General features: G+C 33.1%; 15 protein-coding genes and 2 pseudogenes. All 17 read right to left on the reverse strand.

The window, feature by feature from the left end; translation table 11 throughout:
* Window positions 1-44: 44 nt before the first annotated feature.
* The gene (gene rny / locus HMPREF3154_RS05880) at window positions 45-1,604 is read right to left on the reverse strand and encodes a ribonuclease Y (protein WP_023350374.1); all 1,560 of its coding nucleotides are present in this window, start codon (window positions 1,602-1,604) and stop codon (window positions 45-47) included.
* Window positions 1,605-1,836: 232 nt separating this feature from the next.
* Window positions 1,837-2,889, reverse strand: a complete 1,053-nt coding sequence (gene recA / locus HMPREF3154_RS05885) for a recombinase RecA (protein WP_023350375.1) — start codon at window positions 2,887-2,889, stop codon at window positions 1,837-1,839.
* 168 nt (window positions 2,890-3,057) lie between these two features.
* Complete coding sequence (locus HMPREF3154_RS05890; protein WP_023350376.1) at window positions 3,058-4,206, reverse strand: CinA family nicotinamide mononucleotide deamidase-related protein; 1,149 nt, start codon at window positions 4,204-4,206, stop codon at window positions 3,058-3,060.
* Between the two features lie 142 nt (window positions 4,207-4,348).
* Window positions 4,349-4,930, reverse strand: a complete 582-nt coding sequence (pgsA, locus tag HMPREF3154_RS05895) for a CDP-diacylglycerol--glycerol-3-phosphate 3-phosphatidyltransferase (protein ID WP_023350377.1) — start codon at window positions 4,928-4,930, stop codon at window positions 4,349-4,351.
* 27 nt (window positions 4,931-4,957) lie between these two features.
* Window positions 4,958-5,350 (reverse strand): helix-turn-helix domain-containing protein, encoded by a 393-nt coding sequence (locus tag HMPREF3154_RS05900; protein WP_002436354.1) that lies wholly within the window; start codon window positions 5,348-5,350, stop codon window positions 4,958-4,960.
* Window positions 5,351-5,368: 18 nt separating this feature from the next.
* A complete protein-coding gene (locus HMPREF3154_RS05905) occupies window positions 5,369-6,196 on the reverse strand; it encodes a YmfK family protein (protein WP_002436330.1) in 828 nt (275 codons plus the stop codon).
* 158 nt (window positions 6,197-6,354) lie between these two features.
* Window positions 6,355-7,062 (reverse strand): elongation factor P 5-aminopentanone reductase, encoded by a 708-nt coding sequence (gene ymfI / locus HMPREF3154_RS05910; protein WP_023350378.1) that lies wholly within the window; start codon window positions 7,060-7,062, stop codon window positions 6,355-6,357.
* Window positions 7,062-8,348: an EF-P 5-aminopentanol modification-associated protein YfmH gene (gene yfmH, locus HMPREF3154_RS05915; RefSeq protein WP_023350379.1), complete on the reverse strand. Its 1,287-nt coding sequence runs from the start codon at window positions 8,346-8,348 to the stop codon at window positions 7,062-7,064. Before yfmH ends, ymfI begins: the two co-directional genes overlap by 1 nt.
* On the reverse strand, window positions 8,348-9,622 hold the full coding sequence (yfmF, locus tag HMPREF3154_RS05920) for an EF-P 5-aminopentanol modification-associated protein YfmF (RefSeq protein ID WP_023350380.1): 1,275 nt from the start codon (window positions 9,620-9,622) through the stop codon (window positions 8,348-8,350). Before yfmF ends, yfmH begins: the two co-directional genes overlap by 1 nt.
* Window positions 9,623-9,663: 41 nt before the next feature.
* Window positions 9,664-10,374 carry a GntR family transcriptional regulator gene (locus tag HMPREF3154_RS05925; protein WP_023350381.1) on the reverse strand — a complete coding sequence of 237 codons (711 nt, stop codon included), beginning with the start codon at window positions 10,372-10,374 and terminating at the stop codon, window positions 9,664-9,666.
* 2 nt (window positions 10,375-10,376) lie between these two features.
* Window positions 10,377-11,837 (reverse strand): annotated as a pseudogene (locus HMPREF3154_RS11790) (DNA translocase FtsK); the annotation flags it as partial.
* Between the two features lie 104 nt (window positions 11,838-11,941).
* Window positions 11,942-12,797, reverse strand: a pseudogene (locus HMPREF3154_RS11795) (DNA translocase FtsK 4TM domain-containing protein); the annotation flags it as partial.
* A gap of 257 nt (window positions 12,798-13,054) precedes the next feature.
* Window positions 13,055-14,728, reverse strand: coding sequence for a ribonuclease J2 (gene rnjB, locus HMPREF3154_RS05935; protein WP_002469869.1), 1,674 nt, complete (start codon window positions 14,726-14,728; stop codon window positions 13,055-13,057).
* A 233-nt stretch (window positions 14,729-14,961) separates the two neighbouring features.
* Window positions 14,962-17,061 carry a polyribonucleotide nucleotidyltransferase gene (pnp, locus tag HMPREF3154_RS05940; RefSeq protein WP_023350384.1) on the reverse strand — a complete coding sequence of 700 codons (2,100 nt, stop codon included), beginning with the start codon at window positions 17,059-17,061 and terminating at the stop codon, window positions 14,962-14,964.
* A gap of 133 nt (window positions 17,062-17,194) precedes the next feature.
* The gene (gene rpsO / locus HMPREF3154_RS05945; protein ID WP_002436359.1) at window positions 17,195-17,464 is read right to left on the reverse strand and encodes a 30S ribosomal protein S15; all 270 of its coding nucleotides are present in this window, start codon (window positions 17,462-17,464) and stop codon (window positions 17,195-17,197) included.
* A gap of 121 nt (window positions 17,465-17,585) precedes the next feature.
* Complete coding sequence (gene ribF, locus HMPREF3154_RS05950; RefSeq protein WP_002436322.1) at window positions 17,586-18,557, reverse strand: riboflavin biosynthesis protein RibF; 972 nt, start codon at window positions 18,555-18,557, stop codon at window positions 17,586-17,588.
* 15 nt (window positions 18,558-18,572) lie between these two features.
* A complete protein-coding gene (gene truB / locus HMPREF3154_RS05955; RefSeq protein WP_023350385.1) occupies window positions 18,573-19,490 on the reverse strand; it encodes a tRNA pseudouridine(55) synthase TruB in 918 nt (305 codons plus the stop codon).
* Window positions 19,491-19,525 lie beyond the last annotated feature (35 nt).

The following is a 19,525-nucleotide window of genomic DNA, read 5'->3' on the forward strand; positions in this document are numbered from 1 at the left end:
AGCATAAGAGCCACTAACCGATTTACCGGTAAGTGGCTCTAAAATTATTTTGCATATTCTACTGCTCTAGTCTCTCGAACAACTGTCACTTTGATGTGACCAGGATATTGTAATTCTTCTTCGATTTGATCTTTGATATCTCTAGCCAATCTGTATGATTTTAAATCATCAATTTCTTCAGGTGAGACAACTACACGAATTTCTCTACCTGCTTGAATTGCAAATGCTTTTTCAACTCCATCATAGCTCTCAGATAAAGCTTCTAATCTTTCTAATCTTCTAATATAGTTTTCAAGTGTCTCTTTACGAGCACCCGGTCTTGCTGCTGATAAGGCATCTGCAGCCGCAACTAAAATAGAAATAATAGAAGTTGGCTCTACATCTCCATGATGTGAGTGAATAGCATTAGTTACTGTTTCATTCTCACCATATTTCTTAGCTAATTCAACACCTATTTCTACGTGACTTCCCTCAACCTCATGGTCAATAGCTTTACCAACATCATGAAGTAAACCTGCACGCTTAGCAAGAGTAACGTCTTCGCCTAACTCTGCAGCTAACATACCTGAAAGGTGCGCCACTTCAATAGAATGTTTAAGCACATTTTGGCCATAACTAGTACGATAGTTTAATCGGCCAAGTATTTTAACTAGATCAGGATGCATGTTATGAACATTAATTTCAAATGTAGCTTGTTCACCTGCATCTCTAATAATATCGTCAACTTCTTTTCTAGCTTTCTCAACCATATCTTCAATACGACCAGGATGAATACGACCATCTGAAACTAAGTTAACTAATGCTGTTCTAGCTATTTCTCGTCGAATTGGGTCAAAGCCTGATAAAATAACCGCTTCTGGAGTATCATCAATAATCAAGTCTATACCAGTAAGCGTTTCTAATGTACGAATATTTCGACCTTCTCTACCTATGATACGACCTTTCATTTCATCATTAGGTAAATTAACAACTGATACAGTTGATTCAGTTGTATGATCGGCTGCTAATCTCTGTACTGTAGTAGCAAGTAATTCTTTTGCTGTTTTATCTACTTTTTCTTTCGCTTCTTTTTCTTTTTCTTTAACAAGTATTGCAATATCTTGTGACAGTTCTTCTTCAACTCGTTGAAGTTGTTCATTTACAGCTTCTTCTTGAGTGAGACCGGAGATGCGTTCTAATTCTTGTTCATGCTTCATTATTAATGTTTGAACACTACTCTCTTTTGCATCTACTTGTTGTTGTCTTTCTTCAATTTTTGATTCTTTTTGTTCTAAAATCTCATCTTTTTTATCTAAAAGATCAGATTTTCGATCCAAGTTCTCTTCTTTTTGAAGAAGTCGGGTTTCTTGTCTTTGAAGTTCCCCACGTCTTTCACGCAGTTCACTTTCTGTTTGTTCTCTTAAAATTTGGTTCTCTTCTTTTGCCTCAAGTAATTTTTCTTTTTTAATATTGTCAGCTTCTTTGTTAGCATAATTGACAATATCTTCGGCAGTTTGTCTTGCTTGAACTTGTTTTTGGTGTAATAAATTTCGGGCAACGACATACCCTACAACAACGCCTAGAATTATCCCCAGCAAAATGAGTAGGAGGCTTAATAAATTCACATAAACACCTCCTTTATCTAGGGTTTGCTCTGTATATCAAAATCAATATGATTATATGAAATTATATAAGAATCATACACACTAATTGTACGTTTTTCGACAGAGAAGTGTCAAGGTATGAAATTCCTTATCCTACGTTTAAAATCCTTAGTTATTGTGAAAATTTAGTCTAAAAAAATGGATAGCAAAAAGCCATCCATTTTAAACTTACATATATGCTTTTGAATAAAAATTATTCTTCATCAAATAAAGTTTTAGGTGCTTCTTCTTCAGCGTCTGTTTCTTCAACGTCTCCATCGAATATACCTAATTTTTCTCGTAATTTACGATCAATTTCTTCTTTAATTTGAGGGTTTTCTTTTAAATAAGTTTTAACGTTTTCTTTACCTTGACCCATTCGATCACCATTATAAGAGTACCAAGCACCAGATTTACCAACGATGTCATTTTCAACACCTAAGTCAATTAATTCGCCTTCTTTAGAAATACCTTGACCGTACATAATATCTACTTCAGCTACTCTGAATGGAGGTGCTACTTTATTTTTAACAACTTTGATTTTAGTTCTGTTACCTACGATATCTTGGCCTTGTTTTAGTTGTTCAGCTCTTCTTACTTCTAATCTTACAGAACTATAGAATTTTAATGCACGTCCACCTGGTGTAGTTTCTGGATTACCAAACATCACACCAACTTTTTCACGAATTTGGTTAATAAAGATTGCAGTTGTGTTTGATTTAGAAATTGCACCAGATAGTTTTCTTAAAGCTTGAGACATTAATCTTGCTTGTAAACCAACATGTGTATCTCCCATTTCACCTTCAATTTCAGCTTTAGGAGTTAATGCTGCCACTGAGTCAACCACGACGATGTCAACTGCACCACTTCGAACAAATGCTTCAGCAATTTCAAGTCCCTGTTCCCCATGATCAGGTTGAGATAAGTATAAGTTGTCAATATCTACGCCTAAAGCTTGAGCGTATACAGGATCAAGTGCATGTTCAGCATCAATGAATGCAGCTACTCCACCGTTTTTTTGAACCTCTGCAATTGCATGTAAAGCAACTGTTGTTTTACCTGAACTCTCAGGTCCATAAATTTCTATAATTCTTCCTTTAGGATAACCACCTACACCTAGGGCATTATCCACTGTTACAGAACCACTTGATGTGCTTGATACTTTACGACCTTTATTGTCGCCTAATTTCATAACAGCACCTTTACCAAATGATTTCTCCATATTTTTTATAACTGTATCTAAAGCTTTTTGACGTTCGTTATCCAAAGCGAGACCTCCTAATTACGAAAGTAATCTTTTTTAATATCTTATCTTTACTATACAAGCTATCCATTCAAAACACAAGCATTCTGCGAATATTTGTTCGTGTAATTATAATTATAAATGATATAAAATCGAACAAACGTACTTATTTTTAAAACAGTAAAAGAATAATCATCGATTTTCAAACCATTTTAATAATTTAATCATCGCATAATTTTGACTTCTGCTTCTTAATAAATTTCTACTTTGAGTCATTTTAAAAGTATCAACGTTTAATACTTCTCCATCGTACATAGCTAAGTAGACGTCTTCATTTTCATGTAATAAAACAATACCCAAATCAGTTTGGTATAAATCTTTTACATATTGCGCTGCATTAAATAATTGGTCGTGGATACTATCTGTAGTGTCTATAAATAAACCATTGTGTGGTAACAATCCATTAAGTACATCATTTTGATCTACATTTTTAAGTCTTGTATATAAAGCACCATTTGTTACTCCATCATATATAGCAAACGTTTCATTTATTTTAGATATCACAGCCTCCTCAAGAGTAATGTCATCAGATCCATAGTAATAATCACCTATACGATCGAGTATTTCCCTCTTGACGGGGGCAATAAGATTTTTGCAATCATTCTTTGAATCAGAATTGGCAGTAATTCTAATATAAACTTCATGTGTTCCAGCTAAAGGAGCTATAGTTGGATTAGTTTGATTTTCTATAAGATCCATGAGTATGGTCTCAACTTTAGATTCACCTATTCCGGCAAATCTTAATAACTCTGAAAAAATGACGCTATCGTCATCTAGTAAGTAAGGTAATAGCTCATTCTTTGCCATGGGCTTCATTTCACTAGGAGGCCCTGGTAAAAGCACAACCTTTTTATCATTCTTTTCAATTAACATTCCCGGCGCCATACCAGTTTTATTTGGTAATACTTTGCAACCATCAATAACCAATGCTTGTTGTTTATTATTAGGTGTCATTTCTTGTCCTTGCTCTTTGAAATAACTCTCAATATATTCTAAAGAAGCCTCGTCAGTAACTAATTCTTTACCTAAAACTTTAGCTACAGTATGTTTAGTTAAATCGTCTTTAGTAGGTCCTAACCCACCTGTTAACACAAGAGTATCAAAACGTTCAAATCCTTGTCTGATAATGTATTCCAATCTTTCCGGATTATCTCCAATTACAGTATGCTCAACCACGTTTTTACCAATACTATTAAATAGTTTGGATAAATACTGACCATTCGTGTTAGCTATTTGACCTAAAAGTAATTCAGAACCTACAGCAATTATAGATACTTTCATCAACTTTCACCCCTTTGATCATCTTTTTTCGCAATAAATTCATTATATATTTTCTGATTTAATAAATCTAAAAAAAGAGTTCAAAAAAAGACTAAACTTTATAATCTTACTTTTATAAAGCCTAGTCTTGTAAATTCGTATGTTATTTAGATTGTTTAAATACTTCTCTACCTTTGTAGAAATACTCAATGCCAGAAAGGATAGTGAAAAACACTCCTATATAAAGTAATGTCACACCGAGTGGAAAATGAATATAATGAACGAGTGGATCACCTAGTAGTATCCAAATAATCGCAACCATTGTGACTGCTGTTTTAATTTTACCTAGTTGACCCGCCGCACTTACAAATCCTTGTTCAATTTGTAATAAACGTAAGCCTGTAACCGCAAATTCACGTGCAATAATTATTATAGCTACAACTGAATTCGTAAAACCTAATTGCACCATTACAATAAGAGCACTTGCTACTAAAAGTTTATCAGCTAATGGATCTAAAAATTTACCCATATTTGTAACAAGTTGCCATTTACGTGCTAAATATCCATCTGCAAAGTCACTTAACGATGCAAGAATAAAAATAATTGCACTTATTAAAATTTCAATTCTAATGTGATACCCGCCTAAAAAAGATACCTTTCCAAATCCGAAATCTACTAACGCAAATAGTATGAAAACGGGTATCAATATAACTCTAAATACCGTAATCTGATTCGGTATATTCATAATAAATCCTCATTTCTTAAACTTTATTTATATAATTAACACTGCAAGAATCCAAAGTATTAAAGAAACTATTACTATAAAACCAATTAGCATTATCAATTGCATCGTTTCTTTTGACTTACTTCGATACGAGGGAGCTTCACCGTTCGAGAAAGCAGCAATTAATTCATCAATTTGATTCTGATTATTTGGTATTTCGTCACGATGAGCCTCAATAAGTTGATTAGGTTCAATGTTGACTACATTAGCATATTTACGAATAAATCCCTCTGTGTAATCCTTTTTGGCTAATAAATCAAAATCATTATTCTCTATATGTATCAGAGTTTGACGCTTAAGTTGTGTTCGTTGCTCAAGTTCATTTAAAGTCATACCTAATCTTTCACGTCTACCTTTTAATGCTTCACCAACAGTTTTCACACATAGCCCTCCTCAAACCTATTCAAAGAAACCAAATCCTCCACCAAATGGATCACCGAAATCTAAATTATTTTTACTTTGAATCGTCTGTTTTTTCATTTCATCATAATGTATTTCTTGATTTTCATTTTCTCTTAATTCAATGATATAGTCAAAGTCTTCCATGCTATAATTACACGCTTCTACAAATAAATCTGGATGCTCAACTACTTTAATCGAAGGGAGTGTCATAACTTCTCTAACTAAATCTTGGTGCTTAGGATTAGATTCACGAGCCGTCACTGCGCCATCAATAATATAAACATGATTTGAATCATATTCACCTTTGATTAAAGAACTTCTTACTGTTTGCTTAATTAAAGTAGAACTAATAAACAGCCATCTTTTATGCGCACATACGCTTCCAGCAACAATTGATTCTGTCTTACCTACACGTGGCATACCTCGTATTCCTATTAACTTATGTCCTTCTTCTTTAAAAAGTTCAGCCAAAAAGTCTACAAGTAAACCTAAATCTTCTCTCTCAAATTTAAACGTTTTTTTATCATCCGCATCTTGTTCTATGTATCTGCCATGTCTAACTGCAAGACGATCTCTAAGTTCTGGTATTCTTAATTTGGTAATGTCAATTTCATTAATTTCTTTAACTATTTGTTCAAAACGTTCAACTTTTTCTAGTTTATCAGTTTTGATAAGTAAACCCCTTTTGCCTTGATCAACACCATTAATTGTAACAATACTAATTCCTAACATACCTAATAAACTTGATATGTCCCCAAGTAATCCTGCACGATTAATTGTAATCTCATATTCAAGATACCATTCTTTTCTTTCTGCTACTGCCATGATTTAACCACCCCTTGTTTTCAATCACGCACTTGAAAGCTTTTTTCAAAGTATGATTTAAAAACATTATAACATCGATTAAGAAACGCGCACTTAGGAATTGTATTTATTTTCATATAAAATCAAAACCTAAATTACTTACAAAATACTTTAAATTTTTATAAATACCATGCTCCATTTACCTTTTGAACAGTACCTGTAATACTTCTAGACATGGGGTGACACAAATACGCACAGACATGGGCCACCTCTTCAGGTTCAATCATTCTATTCTGAGGTAATTCTTGAAGTATTGAATCTCTTTCCTCTTCTGACCACACCTTGCTCATATTACCTGAAACAAATCCTGGAGTTATAGCATTTACGGTTACTGACGTAAGCGCAAGTTCTTGACTAAGCGCTTTAACGAAACCTATTTGAGCACTTTTCATAGCTGAGTAAATAGTTTCCATGCTTGCACCTGTTTCTCCCCAAATAGAAGAAATAACTACAATTCGGCCGTTTTCACTTCTTCTTAAAATATCTACAAAAAATCTGGATAAACGTATAAATTGTCTTAAGTGAAGAGCGTAACTCTTATCGATATCATCATCGCTCATATCTTGTAACATGCCATATAATGCAGTGCCGCTAGTATAAATAAGACAATCCAAATCATTAATGTGTCCAAAATAATCTTCTAAATTTAGATTTTGAGATAGATCACATTGGATGAATTCTACATTTTGGTTATGATTAAATTTTTGTTTCAAGGCTTCTAATTTAGAAGAGTGATAGTGAACAATTACGTGATACCCTTCATTTAAGAGTTGCTTAACAATCGCTAAACCTATAGTACCTGAACCACCAAGTACGAGTGCTTTCATTATGGTTTCATCTCCAAACGACTATCGACAAGTTGTTCAAAATTTAGAAATAGTTCAGATGTTTCATTAACACTTTCGAGTGTTATATTTTCAACAATTTCTAACATGTCAAAAACACTTACACCTTCAAAATATAATTTCGCATATTGATTAGCAATATACTCAGGTGAATTCAAACTTGAAATAAACTCTCCGATAAATTGTTTTTTTAATAAGTCGAAAGCTTCTTGATCAACTAATTGTCCTCTGTACTTCTTCAATTCATTAAGTAATAATTCTTTTAATTCATCCGGTTGCTGTGTTGCACTGGTAATAATAGAAAAGCTATAGCTAGGTTCAAGCACAAATTGATATCCAAAAGTTTCATCAATTAAATCTTTATTTAATAAATGTTGATAAAAATCCGTTTCTTCTCCAAAAATCAACTCATAGAAAAATGTCATTTCTAAATCTCTTTGTACATATTTTTCCGAGCTTTCTTTAAGTGGTTGATTTTTAAAACCTAACATTAACCTTGGAGATTGCAATTTCATCTGCTCTGTAACGTTGTGTTGATTCACTTCAATGGGTTCATCAATTTCTGCACGCTCAATCTTAGGTTGGTTGGTCTTATTTCGCTTTGCCTCATGTTGTTCTACTAAATCAATCATATTTTGAGGGTTTACGTCACCAACAATAAATAAAACCATATTTGATGGATGATAAAAAGTTTCATAACAAAGGTATAAATCATCCTTAGTGATATCGTAAATACTCTCCACACTACCAGCAATATCGACGCGAATAGGATGGTTTGAATACATCGCTCTCAAAGTATTGAACATTAATTTGTAACCAGGTTGTTCTTGATACATTTTAATTTCTTCAGCAATGATACCCTTTTCCTTATTAACCGTTTCTTCAGTAAAATAAGGCGTTTCAACCATATCTAATAAACGCTTAATGTTACTCTCAATATTGCTTGTAGCACTAAATAAATAACTTGTACGGTCAAAACTTGTAAATGCGTTTGCTTGTGCATTTTCCTCGGCAAAAGCTGTAAATAAATCTTCTTCTTCTTTTTCAAAAAGTTTATGTTCTAAAAAATGCGCTACACCATCTGGCACTTTTACAAATTGTTGGCTTCCAATAGGTTTGAAATGATTATCTAAAGAACCAAATTGCGTCGTATAAGTCACAAATGTTTTTTGGAATCCTGGTTTAGGTATTATAAACAGCTTTAGCCCATTATCAAGTTCATGTTCGTAGACTTTCTCATCTATCAATTCATAATTATGTACCTTCATTATTCACTTTGACCTCCTTTCGTTAAAACGTAGATTGTATCTAGCATAGCTTTATTAGCTAATTTTATAACATCTTCTCTTGTGACAGCATTAATTGCAGTGATGAATTCTTCTTCAGATTGAGGTTTGTCTAATAACACCTGATTATGTAATAGTTCGATAATACTTTTAGGTCTGTCAGTAGATTCATGTCTGTGAGAGATAATAATTTTCTTTGCCAACTCTAATTTACCATCATCAAAATTACCATTCTTTAATTTTTCAAATTCATCTAAAATAGTATCTTTGGCAATCTCATATTTAGAAGCCGAAACTCCACTAAGAACAAATAAAAATCCATTCTTTCCATCGATTTGTGAATGTATAGAATAGGCCAAACTTTGCTTTTCTCGAACTTCATTGAATAGCACTGAAGAAGGGTCGCCACCAAACATCATGTTTAAAACTACGAATGCATAATAGTTCTCTTTCCCAAAATAAGTTGGGAAACGATAACCAAGATTGAGTTTAGCTTGGTCCACTTCATCATTATCAATGATAAATTTAGATGATTTATTTTGATCTATATGCTCAGGTCGATTATTACTTTCAAATTTGAATGGTTTAATATTAAAGTTTTCTTGTATTGTATCTATCACATTTTGTTTATCTACATTTCCAACTACGTAAATTGCACAATCATCGTTATGTAACATTGATTTATATGTATCATACAAGTTTTTAGCAGTAACATGAGGTATTTGTTCTACTTGACCTGTAGCTAAATATTTATAGGGTTCATTTTCAAACATATGATTCATTAATTTTAAAAATGAATATTGAGCTTTATTATCAATCATTGCTTCAAGCTTTTTAGTGAGCAAAGATTTTTCCTGTGCTACATAGTTCTCATTAAACTGTTCGTCAATAATTAAAGGATTCCAAATAAGTTCTTTAAGCGTCTTAAGACCCTTCTCAAATAATGGAGTTGAGTCCTTTAAATAACGCTCATTAGCAATTTCTAAAGAAATTGTAATCACATGTTTATCCTTAAATTTAGATACAAAACTATTGATATATGCACCATATAATGATGATAAATGTCTATTTAACACTTTATCGTTAGGCCATTGTTGTGTAGCACGTACTAAGACTTTACTTAAAATTGAACGCGCCGTTATTGTTTTATAATCTAATGGCGCCATAAATTTAAAGGTCACCATGGTTGTTTTAAATTTTTTAGTTGGTAAAACGTTAATATGTATATTGGAATTGTCTAATGTATTATTTTCCAAACGGCATACCTCCCATTCCTGTAAAAACATTTAATATTTACTTAGCTTTTATTTATTTTAAATTTAACCAAACTACTTTTAATATAGTTTAATGAATATAAAATAGGTTGATCTTGCTCATCATAATGAACTACCTTTAATAGCATTAAACCTTCATGTGGAGAAGCGTTTAACACTTCTGAAATATGAGGTTCATAACTAATTGCTTCTAAGTCCATTTCTGCATGTTTAACCTCATGTCCTGTTGATTCTTTAATAGCTCTTAATATAGAGCCACTACTTTTTTGATAGTCTGTACAAGTTAGATTTTGTTTAGCGATTTTATCTAAACAGTAAACTACTGGTATTTGATCAGCCGTTCTTAATCTTTCAATGATAGTCACAGGTTCTTTATCACTTATTTCTAATAATTCAGCATCAAGAATAGTTGCTGGTTGTTCATCAAAATTTAAATATTCTATACCTGCTTTATACCCAGCTTCTTCAATCATATTACTAATACTTACTAACTTATCTAATGGATAAAAGAAGGGAGGCTGTTTTTTAACACTAGTCCCCTCTTCAAAATTATCAGTTACAATTTGTTCGGTAATTAATTCACCAATTCCATCATAAACATCGTCCGTTTTCACGTTGAGTGCACGTGCAATTGATAAATTACTTGGTAGCTTACCAGAATTATCCAATTCTCCATTTTTTATTAACTTTAAAATGTATTGTTTAACTCTATAAATCGCATTCATTTCCGACATTTTTACACCTCATCATTATCTAAATCAACTAGAATTTGTCTTGGTTTACTTCCTTTTTGAGGACCGATGACTTGATTACGTTCTAAATCGTCCATTAATCGTGAAGCACGATTATAACCAATTCTAAATTGTCTTTGTAATAAAGATGTGCTCGCTTTTTGTTGTTCTATTACAAACAAGTAGGCTTCATCATATAAGGAATCTTCACTTTTCATCTCTGATTTATCAACTGGTGCGTCAGGTTCCATTTCTTTTACATAATTTGCTTTTTGTTGTTCTACAACGTAGTCCACTACATCTTGAACCTCCTTATCGCTCAAGAAGGCACCTTGGATACGTGTTTGAGTCGATTCACCATTACCAATATATAACATATCACCTTTACCTAATAACTTATCGGCACCACCTGAACCTATAATAGTTCTAGAATCAGTTTGTGAACTTACCGCGAAAGCTATACGTGAAGGAATATTATTTTTAATGATACCAGTGATTACGTCAACAGAAGGTCTTTGAGTAGCTACTATTAAATGAATACCTGCAGCTCTAGCCATTTGAGTAATTCGTTGAATCGCATTTTCAACTTCTTTACCTGCGACCATCATTAAATCTGCTAACTCATCAACAATAACTACAATGTAAGGAAGTTCTGATTGTTTCTCTTCTAACTCTTCATTTTGTTTACGAATATACTGATTATATCCTTCGATATTTCTTGTTGAAGAATGTTGGAATAAATCATAACGACGTTCCATTTCTGCAACTACTTTATCAAGCGCTTGCGATGCCTTGTGTGGATTAGTTACTACCGGGATAAGTAGATGAGGTATGCCATTATATACGTTTAATTCTACCATTTTCGGATCAATTAACATAAGTTTTACCTCATGCGGCTTAGCATTAAGTAAAATGCTTGTGATTATTCCATTGATACATACTGATTTACCACTACCTGTAGAACCTGCTACAAGTAAATGAGGCATTTCATTGAGTTGTATAGATACAGGTTCTCCAGATATATCTCGTCCAATACCAACTTCTAATTTATGTTGAGATGGAAACTTCTCTTCTAAAACTTCTTTAAGTGATACTAATGAAATTTTGTCATTAGGAACTTCGATTCCTACTGCTGAACGTCCAGGAATAGGAGCTTCTATACGAACATCTTTCGCTGCTAATGCTAAAGCAATGTCATTATGTAAGTTAACGATTTTACTTACTTTAACACCTTGAGCTGGCTGAACTTCATATTGAGTTACCGCAGGACCAATTTTAATTTGGGTCACTTTCGCATTGACACCAAAATTCTTCATTGTAGATTCTAAGACCTGACCTTTTCTTTGAACTTCAGCTTTAGAAGTAGACTGTTGTTTAGCTGGTTGATTAAGTAATGATAAAGGTGGAACCACATACTCCACATTTGCTACTTCTCCAGCTTCAGAGATTGATCCTTCAGCGTTACTACTATCATTGTCATTGTCTTCATTAGAACTTGAAACATTACCTTTGTTGTCACTCTGTTTAATATCTTGTGAGTTTGAAGTGATTTCACTACTATTAGCCTCATGATCAAAAATACGCTTTTTACGTGTCTTAGGTGCACTATTGCTTTTATCTTCTTGGTCACTGTGCCCGTAAATAGGTATGTCATTATTTTGCGGAACTTCAGGAAGATCACTAACATCTTTGACATTTTCTTGTTGCAATCTTTCTTGTTCTTTCTTTCTCTTTTTCTCTTCAGATCTTTCTGCTTTTAATTGAGCCCTCTCTTCTTTTCTAGCTTTACTCGTTTCTCTTTTGTCTCTAAACGATTCTGAAGCACTTTTACTAGATGATTTCATACTTTCAAATAGGCTTTTACTTACATCTCTATGTCTTAAGTTTGATAAAAGTATGATACTTGAAGCTATTAGTAGAACAGTAATAATTATAACGCCAGCTATTGATATAAGAGGTATTAATAATTTAAATAAGTAAAAACCTATTAAACCTCCTCCGAAGTTAGGAAAGTGTGTATGTTCATATGATTTATAAACATATGATAATACTGGCTCTCTTTCAGATGACACGCCTTTACTAAAATGGTAATAAAGTTGCGTTATACATAGCAAAGCAAGTTGCAAAACAAGCGCACCAATACTTCGACGCGTTTTAGGAATTTTTTTAGAATATGTAATGAAGACTGTACCTAGAATCACTAAAATATAAGTCAGAAATCTACTCATACCGAATAGATAATTGAAGAAACTATCAATCATTTGACCAACTATGCCTAATTGAAAAGCTCCTAAAACGACAAGAATAATTATGACAATAGCAATGATGTAGCGTAAAGGGCTCTCATTTTGTTTTTTTCTTTTACTATTTTTACGCGTAGCATTACTTTTCCTTCTATTCGTTGTTTTTTTCTTTGTTTGTGGCAAGATTTCACACCTTCTTTTTTAATCTTTCACAGTTATTTAATTATGGCCTAATAATAACTATTATGTATATATTTAATAAGATGAAAGAGGCAGGGACAATTAATTGTTTAAAGCCATCTCAATTATTCTTATATCCCAATTAGATATGTTTGAACAAAAATTAAGAAGACCTCGTTGCAGAGCATAATCATCTTAAATCACTTAAATGATTTGCTATACACAATTGTCCCAACCTCTTCAAATGTTATTTATTAAGATTAAATCTCAGAAATTACTGGAATAATCATTGGACGACGTTTCGTGCTTTCAAATAATAATTTGCTAATTTGATCTCGCATATTTTGCTTAATTTCAGACCATTCTATACGTTTTTCTTGTAAACCTGCTTCTACAATTGTACGCACTTTTTCTTCGGCTTCATTTAATAATTCTTCACTTTCTCTAACATAAACGAACCCTCTTGATTGAATTTCAGGTCCTGCAGCGATACGTCTATTCTTAGGATCTAGCGTGACAACAGCAATGAAAATTCCATCTTCAGCTAATAAATGGCGGTCTCTTAAGACAATATTACCTACGTCTCCGACACCAATACCATCGATAAGTACATTACCTGAATTTACCTTTTCATTGAGTACCATATCTTTACCGTTGTAATTAATCACATCACCTTTTTCAACTAAGAAAATCTTTTCAGGTGCTACACCTGATTCTGCTGCTAACTTAGCGTGAGCAATTTGCATTTTAAATTCACCTTGCACTGGAATAAAGTATTCAGGTTTCATTATATTTAACATCATTTTTAATTCTTCCATACAACCATGACTTGAAGCATGGATTTTTTTATTGTTAGGGATGATGTGTGCCCCTGCACGTACAAGTTCGTTTAAAGTATCAGCTATGATTACTTCCATATTAGCAGAAGCCGTGATTGCTAAGAATACTGAGTCGCCTTCTTCAATATTCATAATTTTATGTTTCTTTTGAGCCATTTGGCTTAAAGCCTCTACAGGTTCACCTTGCATCCCAGTTGCAATAATAATAACTTCATTTTTAGGATAATTATCAACTTCATTGATAGGAATTAATAAATCCTTCGGAATATCAAAATATCCCATCTTACGAGCAATATTAAATGAACTTTCTAGTGAGCGACCTAAGAATGATACTTTTCGATTCAATTTACTAGCTATATTTAGAACTTGTTGTATGCGAATAAAATTTGATGCATAGCAAGAAACAATAAGTCTTCCTTTAACTTTAGTGAATGCGTCATACATGTGATGTTCAATGACATTTTCAGGAGTGTTATAGCCAGGTTTTTCTGCTTCTGTAGAATCACTAATTAAAGCAAATACACCTTCATCACCAATTTCAGCCATGCGCTTCATATCAGGTGCATATTGACCATGTAAACTTTGGTCGAATTTAAATTCTCCTGTATATACAATTGAACCATAAGAAGTATGAATGCAAATCCCCAAGCTATCTGGAATACTGTGTGTAGTATTAAAGAAGCTCACATTCACATTTTTAAATTTCATTACTGAATCATGGGATACTGTATAGTAGCGCACTTTTTTCTTAATATTACGGGCCTTCATATTTTCTTTAATAAGTGCAATCGTTAATTTAGAACCATAAACTGGCGCGTCAATTTGCTCTAAAATATAGCTAACTGCACCAATTGCGTGCTCATGACCATGTGAAAGGAAAATACCTTTTAATTTATCTTTGTTTTCAATTACGTACTGAATGTCAGGAATAACGATATCCACACCTAACATTTCATCTTCAGGGAACATTAATCCCGCATCTAACATAAACATTTCATCGTCTACTTCAACGATGTACATATTTTTAGCGATTTCGCCTACACCACCAAGTGGTATGATGCGAATATCTTTATTTTTTTTCTTTATTAAACTCAAAATGATACCTCCTATAAATAATGACCCGTCCATATATAAACTCACCATTTATTATAAGTTAAAATATGCGTGATGTACACTATTATTGCACGGTTGAACCGCTTGAACATTTTGAATTATCATTTAAATTAAAATAACTAATTGAAATGAAACTTTTAAACTGACTTTATTTTTTACAATAAAATAAAAAGATTGAGCATTCATTTAAGAATACTCAACCTTAATAGTTAAATCTAATCATCTAATAAAGCTTTATGAGATGCATTGACACGACCTTGTTTATCAATTTCTGTGATTTTAACTTCAATTGAATCGCCAATGTTTAATACATCTTCAACTTTATTTATTCTTTCTTTAGATATTTGTGAAATGTGAAGTAGTGCATCTTTGCCTGGGAATAGCTCAACGAAAGCACCATATTTCTCAATACGTTTTACTTTAGCATTATAAACTTGACCTACTTCAGCCTCACGTGTAATATCTTCAATAATTTCTTTCGCTCGATCAATCATAGCTTGATCTACAGCGCCTATAAAGATTGTTCCATCTTGTTCGATGTCTAATTTAACGCCTGTCTCATCAATAATTTCGTTGATTTTTTTACCACCAGGTCCTATAACATCTCTGATTTTATCAGGATTAATATGCATAGTTACAACTTTTGGTGCATAAGCGCTTAATTCTATTCGAGGATGGTCAATTGTTTGTAGCATGTGATCCATAATGGCCAAGCGTCCTTGACGTGCTTGTTCTAATGCTTCTTCAATAACTTCACGTGTTAAACCGTCAATTTTAATATCCATTTGAATAGCTGTGATACCTTCTTTAGTACCAGCCACTTTGAAGTCCATATCACCAAGTGCATCTTCCATACCTTGAATATCAGTTAAAATCGTATAGCTATCATCACGAGTCACAAGTCCCATTGCAATACCCGCTACAGGAGCTTTAATAGGCACACCTGCATCCATTAGAGCTAGTGTTGAACCACAAATTGATGCTTGTGAAGAAGAACCGTTTGATTCTAATACTTCACTTACTATACGAATTGTATATGGAAAATCAGCTGTATCAGGAATAATATAACGTAAAGCTCTTTCACCTAGAGCACCATGTCCTATTTCACGACGTCCAGGTGCACGTACAGGTCCTGTTTCACCAACTGAGAAGTTAGGGAAGTTATAATGATGCATAAATCGTTTTTCTACTTCTGGTCCTAAACCATCAATAAGTTGATAATCGCCTAAAGCGCCTAAAGTTAACACTGATAAAGCTTGTGTTTGTCCACGAGTAAATAATCCAGAACCATGTGCTCTTGGTAACAAGCCAACTTCAGAATCAAGTGGTCGTATTTCATCTACTTTTCGACCATCTGGACGAATTTTTTCATCTGCAATTAAACGTCTTACTTCTTCTTTCACTAAATCGTTTAAAATTGCATACACTTCATTAATAAGCGCTTCATTTTCTGGATCTTCTTCATCAATAAAATGTGCAACTACTTCTTCTTTAAGCGCATCTAGATTTTCATCACGTTGTTGTTTATCAAAGGTTAGAACTGTGTCTTTTAATCCTTTTTCTTCAGTTAAAGCTTTCACTTTTTCAACGAGTGCTTCATCACGTTCAACTGGAATAAATTCTTGTTTTTCAGGTTGAATATGATCAATGATTTCTTGTTGGAATGCAACTAAACGTTTAATTTCTTCATGTCCAAAGAAGATTGCCTCAAGCATTTCACTTTCTGTAATTTCACTAGCCCCTGCTTCTACCATATTTACAGCATCTTTATGGCCAGCTACTTCTAAATCTAATCTAGAAACTTCTTTTTCAGCAACTGAAGGGTTAATGACATAATTTCCATCAACATAACCTACATTTACGCCTGCAATTGGTCCCTGAAAAGGAATATCTGAGACGCTTAAAGCCATTGAAGAACCAATCATTGCAGCCATTTCAGGTGAACAATCTGGATCAGCACTTAGTACGATATTCATAATTTGAACATCATGTCTGTATCCTTTAGGGAATAGTGGACGAATAGGTCTATCGATTAATCGAGCTGTCAGTGTCGCTTCGTCTCCAGGTCGCCCTTCTCTTTTTTTGAATCCACCAGGAATTTTACCTGCTGCATACATTTTTTCTTCATAGTTCACTGTTAATGGGAAAAAGTCACCATCTCTAGGTTCCTTTGAAGCAGTAGCAGTTGATAATACTACTGTATCTCCATAACGTACTAAAACAGCACCGTTAGCTTGTTTAGCTAATTGTCCTGTCTCAATCGTTAAAGAACGTCCAGCCCATTCAGTTTTGAAAACTTTCTTCTCTTGAGACATTATGAATCTCCTCTCTTAATTCTATTACTTACATCATATCATTTATTCACATATTTTTATATTTTTTATTATGTACGATAATAAAAAAAGGAAAGTACCATTCAACTGGTGCTTTCCTAATTCTATATTAAGATTAACGACGGATACCTAATGATTTGATTAGTTCACGGTAACGTTGAATATCTTTACTACGTAAGTAGTTTAATAAGTGTCTACGACGACCTACCATTTTTAATAATCCACGACGTGAATGGTGGTCTTTTTTGTGTTCACGTAAATGCTCGTTTAATGCAGCGATTTCTGCAGTTAAAACAGCGATTTGAACCTCTGGAGAACCAGTATCAGTTTCGTGTACACGGTATTGTTTAATTAATTCATCTTTACGTTCTTGTGAAATTGCCATAATCAATTTCCTCCTTAATATAATTTAACTCCTTAATCTGAGTTAGGCGTCGGAGACTCGACCTACTAAGAAAAAGGTATTTTAGAAGTAAGCTATTTATCTTAGCGTTTCTTCCTCAACTTTAAATATTATACGATACATCATCACCGAAATCAACAGATAATAAATATTTTGCTTGGTCTTTATCTTCATTCATTTGTTCAACTAATGGATCTATACCTGAAAATTTAACTTCCGGTCTCAAGAAATAGTGCCAATACACAGTAACTCGTTCGCCATAAATATTTTCATCAAAATCAAAAATATTTACTTCTATAACGACTTCAGCTTTAGCTGGATCATGGAAAGTTGGTTTAACTCCTACATTGGCCACGCCTCTATATATTTTACTTTCTGGACCAATTTCCATACTAACAGCATATACACCTTTTTTTGGTAACACATAATCGTCGCTTGGTTGAACGTTTGCCGTTGGGAAGCCTATAGTTCTGCCTCGTTTCTCTCCTTGAACAACTGTTCCTTTAATTCTATAAAGATAACCAAGTTCTTCGTTTGCTTTTCTTAAATTGCCTTCAGTTAATGCTTCTCTTATAGCGGTTGTTGAAATCTTTTCAGAATCCAATTCTTGTTTACCTACGATTGTAGTTTTAAAATCATTAGATTCTTGTAAAACAGTCATGTTTCCTTTTCCGAATTTCCCAAAAGTAAAATCAAATCCAGCAATCACTTCTTTTACATTATTATTAATTACATATTCTTGAATAAATTCTTCAGAAGTGACGCTAGCAAAACGAGAAGAAAAATTAATAACTATGCAGTAATCTACGTCATGATGTTCAATCATTTCTAGTTTATCTGAAAGTGGTGTTAAATAAGTCGTACGTTTACGTTCGGGATTCAAAACAACAGATGGATGCGGGTCAAATGTCATTACAGCTTTCTTAAGATTATTTTCTTCCGCTTTTTGATTCAAAGCTTGAAACACCTTGTCGTGACCTCTATGCATGCCATCAAAGAAACCAAACGCCATCGCAACATTTTCATTAATTAATTGATCTTTTTGAATGGGATGGGTAACTTCTATCACTTTCATAAATGTATTTCTCCTTTAGTTAAATACTTTTTTCGGTTTAATTTCATTTATCTTCTCAGGATGTACCATATAAATAGCTAATGCTTTTTTTGACATTTGATCAATAAAAACAAACTGTGACTCTATTTCTTGATCTATGTCTCTAACATTAAATTTTTGTCCATTTAAAATTCTTTTCTTAAATGCTTCATCATTTATTTCAATCTCTTGCAATCCTTTTAAGCCATATTCTATAGGAAATAGCTTATCTTGTAATGAATCATGCTCATGCATGTCCTTAATTTGTTTTAATTTAAAACTTTTGTCGATTTGAAAACCACCTGAGGAAACTCTTGTCAAACGTGACATATGCGCTGGATAACCTAATTTCTTACCAATATCAGTAGCTAAAGTTCTGATGTATGTGCCTTTACCGCAACTCACTTCAATTTCAAAATGACATTGGTTGTTTTGAAAAGTTAAATTTGAAGTTCTATAAATATTTTTGATAAGAACATGTCTTACAGGTCTTTCGACTTCTTCATTATTACGGGCATACTCATAAAGTTTTTTTCCTTTAACTTTAACTGATGAATACATTGGTGGAATTTGTTCGATAACGCCTAAAAATTTCTCAAGCGTTTGATCAATATCCCGTTCTGTAACATCGTCTTTATCAATTCCTTTAACCTCTAATGTATTCCCAGTTTGATCTTCAGTTGTTGTGCTTACTCCTAGAGTAACTTCAGCTTTATATGTTTTTCCCATTTCCATCACGTAATCACTCACTCTAGTAGCATTACCAAGGCATATTGGAAGAACCCCATCCACTTCAGGGTCCAACGTACCTGTGTGTCCGATCTTCTTCATTTTTAATATTTTTCTAAGTTTAAAAACGACATCATGGCTCGTCAAACCTCTTTCTTTGAATACGGGTAATATACCGTTATACATGTTGTCACACCTTTAATCTACAGTTAATTTTACCT

The sequence above is a fragment of the Staphylococcus sp. HMSC06C11 genome, from assembly GCF_001808345.1.
Taxonomy (GTDB): domain Bacteria; phylum Bacillota; class Bacilli; order Staphylococcales; family Staphylococcaceae; genus Staphylococcus; species Staphylococcus capitis.

What these genes read in the sequence shown, in the direction of transcription:
- HMPREF3154_RS05890 (WP_023350376.1), bottom strand. Translation starts at nt 4,206, where the DNA reads ATGAAAGTATCTATAATTGCTGTAGGTTCTGAATTACTTTTAGGTCAA.
- pgsA (WP_023350377.1), bottom strand. Translation starts at nt 4,930, where the DNA reads ATGAATATACCGAATCAGATTACGGTATTTAGAGTTATATTGATACCC.
- HMPREF3154_RS05905 (WP_002436330.1), bottom strand. Translation starts at nt 6,196, where the DNA reads ATGGCAGTAGCAGAAAGAAAAGAATGGTATCTTGAATATGAGATTACA.
- ymfI (WP_023350378.1), bottom strand. Translation starts at nt 7,062, where the DNA reads ATGAAAGCACTCGTACTTGGTGGTTCAGGTACTATAGGTTTAGCGATT.
- yfmH (WP_023350379.1), bottom strand. Translation starts at nt 8,348, where the DNA reads ATGAAGGTACATAATTATGAATTGATAGATGAGAAAGTCTACGAACAT.
- HMPREF3154_RS05925 (WP_023350381.1), bottom strand. Translation starts at nt 10,374, where the DNA reads ATGTCGGAAATGAATGCGATTTATAGAGTTAAACAATACATTTTAAAG.
- pnp (WP_023350384.1), bottom strand. Translation starts at nt 17,061, where the DNA reads ATGTCTCAAGAGAAGAAAGTTTTCAAAACTGAATGGGCTGGACGTTCT.
- rpsO (WP_002436359.1), bottom strand. Translation starts at nt 17,464, where the DNA reads ATGGCAATTTCACAAGAACGTAAAGATGAATTAATTAAACAATACCGT.
- ribF (WP_002436322.1), bottom strand. Translation starts at nt 18,557, where the DNA reads ATGAAAGTGATAGAAGTTACCCATCCCATTCAAAAAGATCAATTAATT.
- truB (WP_023350385.1), bottom strand. Translation starts at nt 19,490, where the DNA reads ATGTATAACGGTATATTACCCGTATTCAAAGAAAGAGGTTTGACGAGC.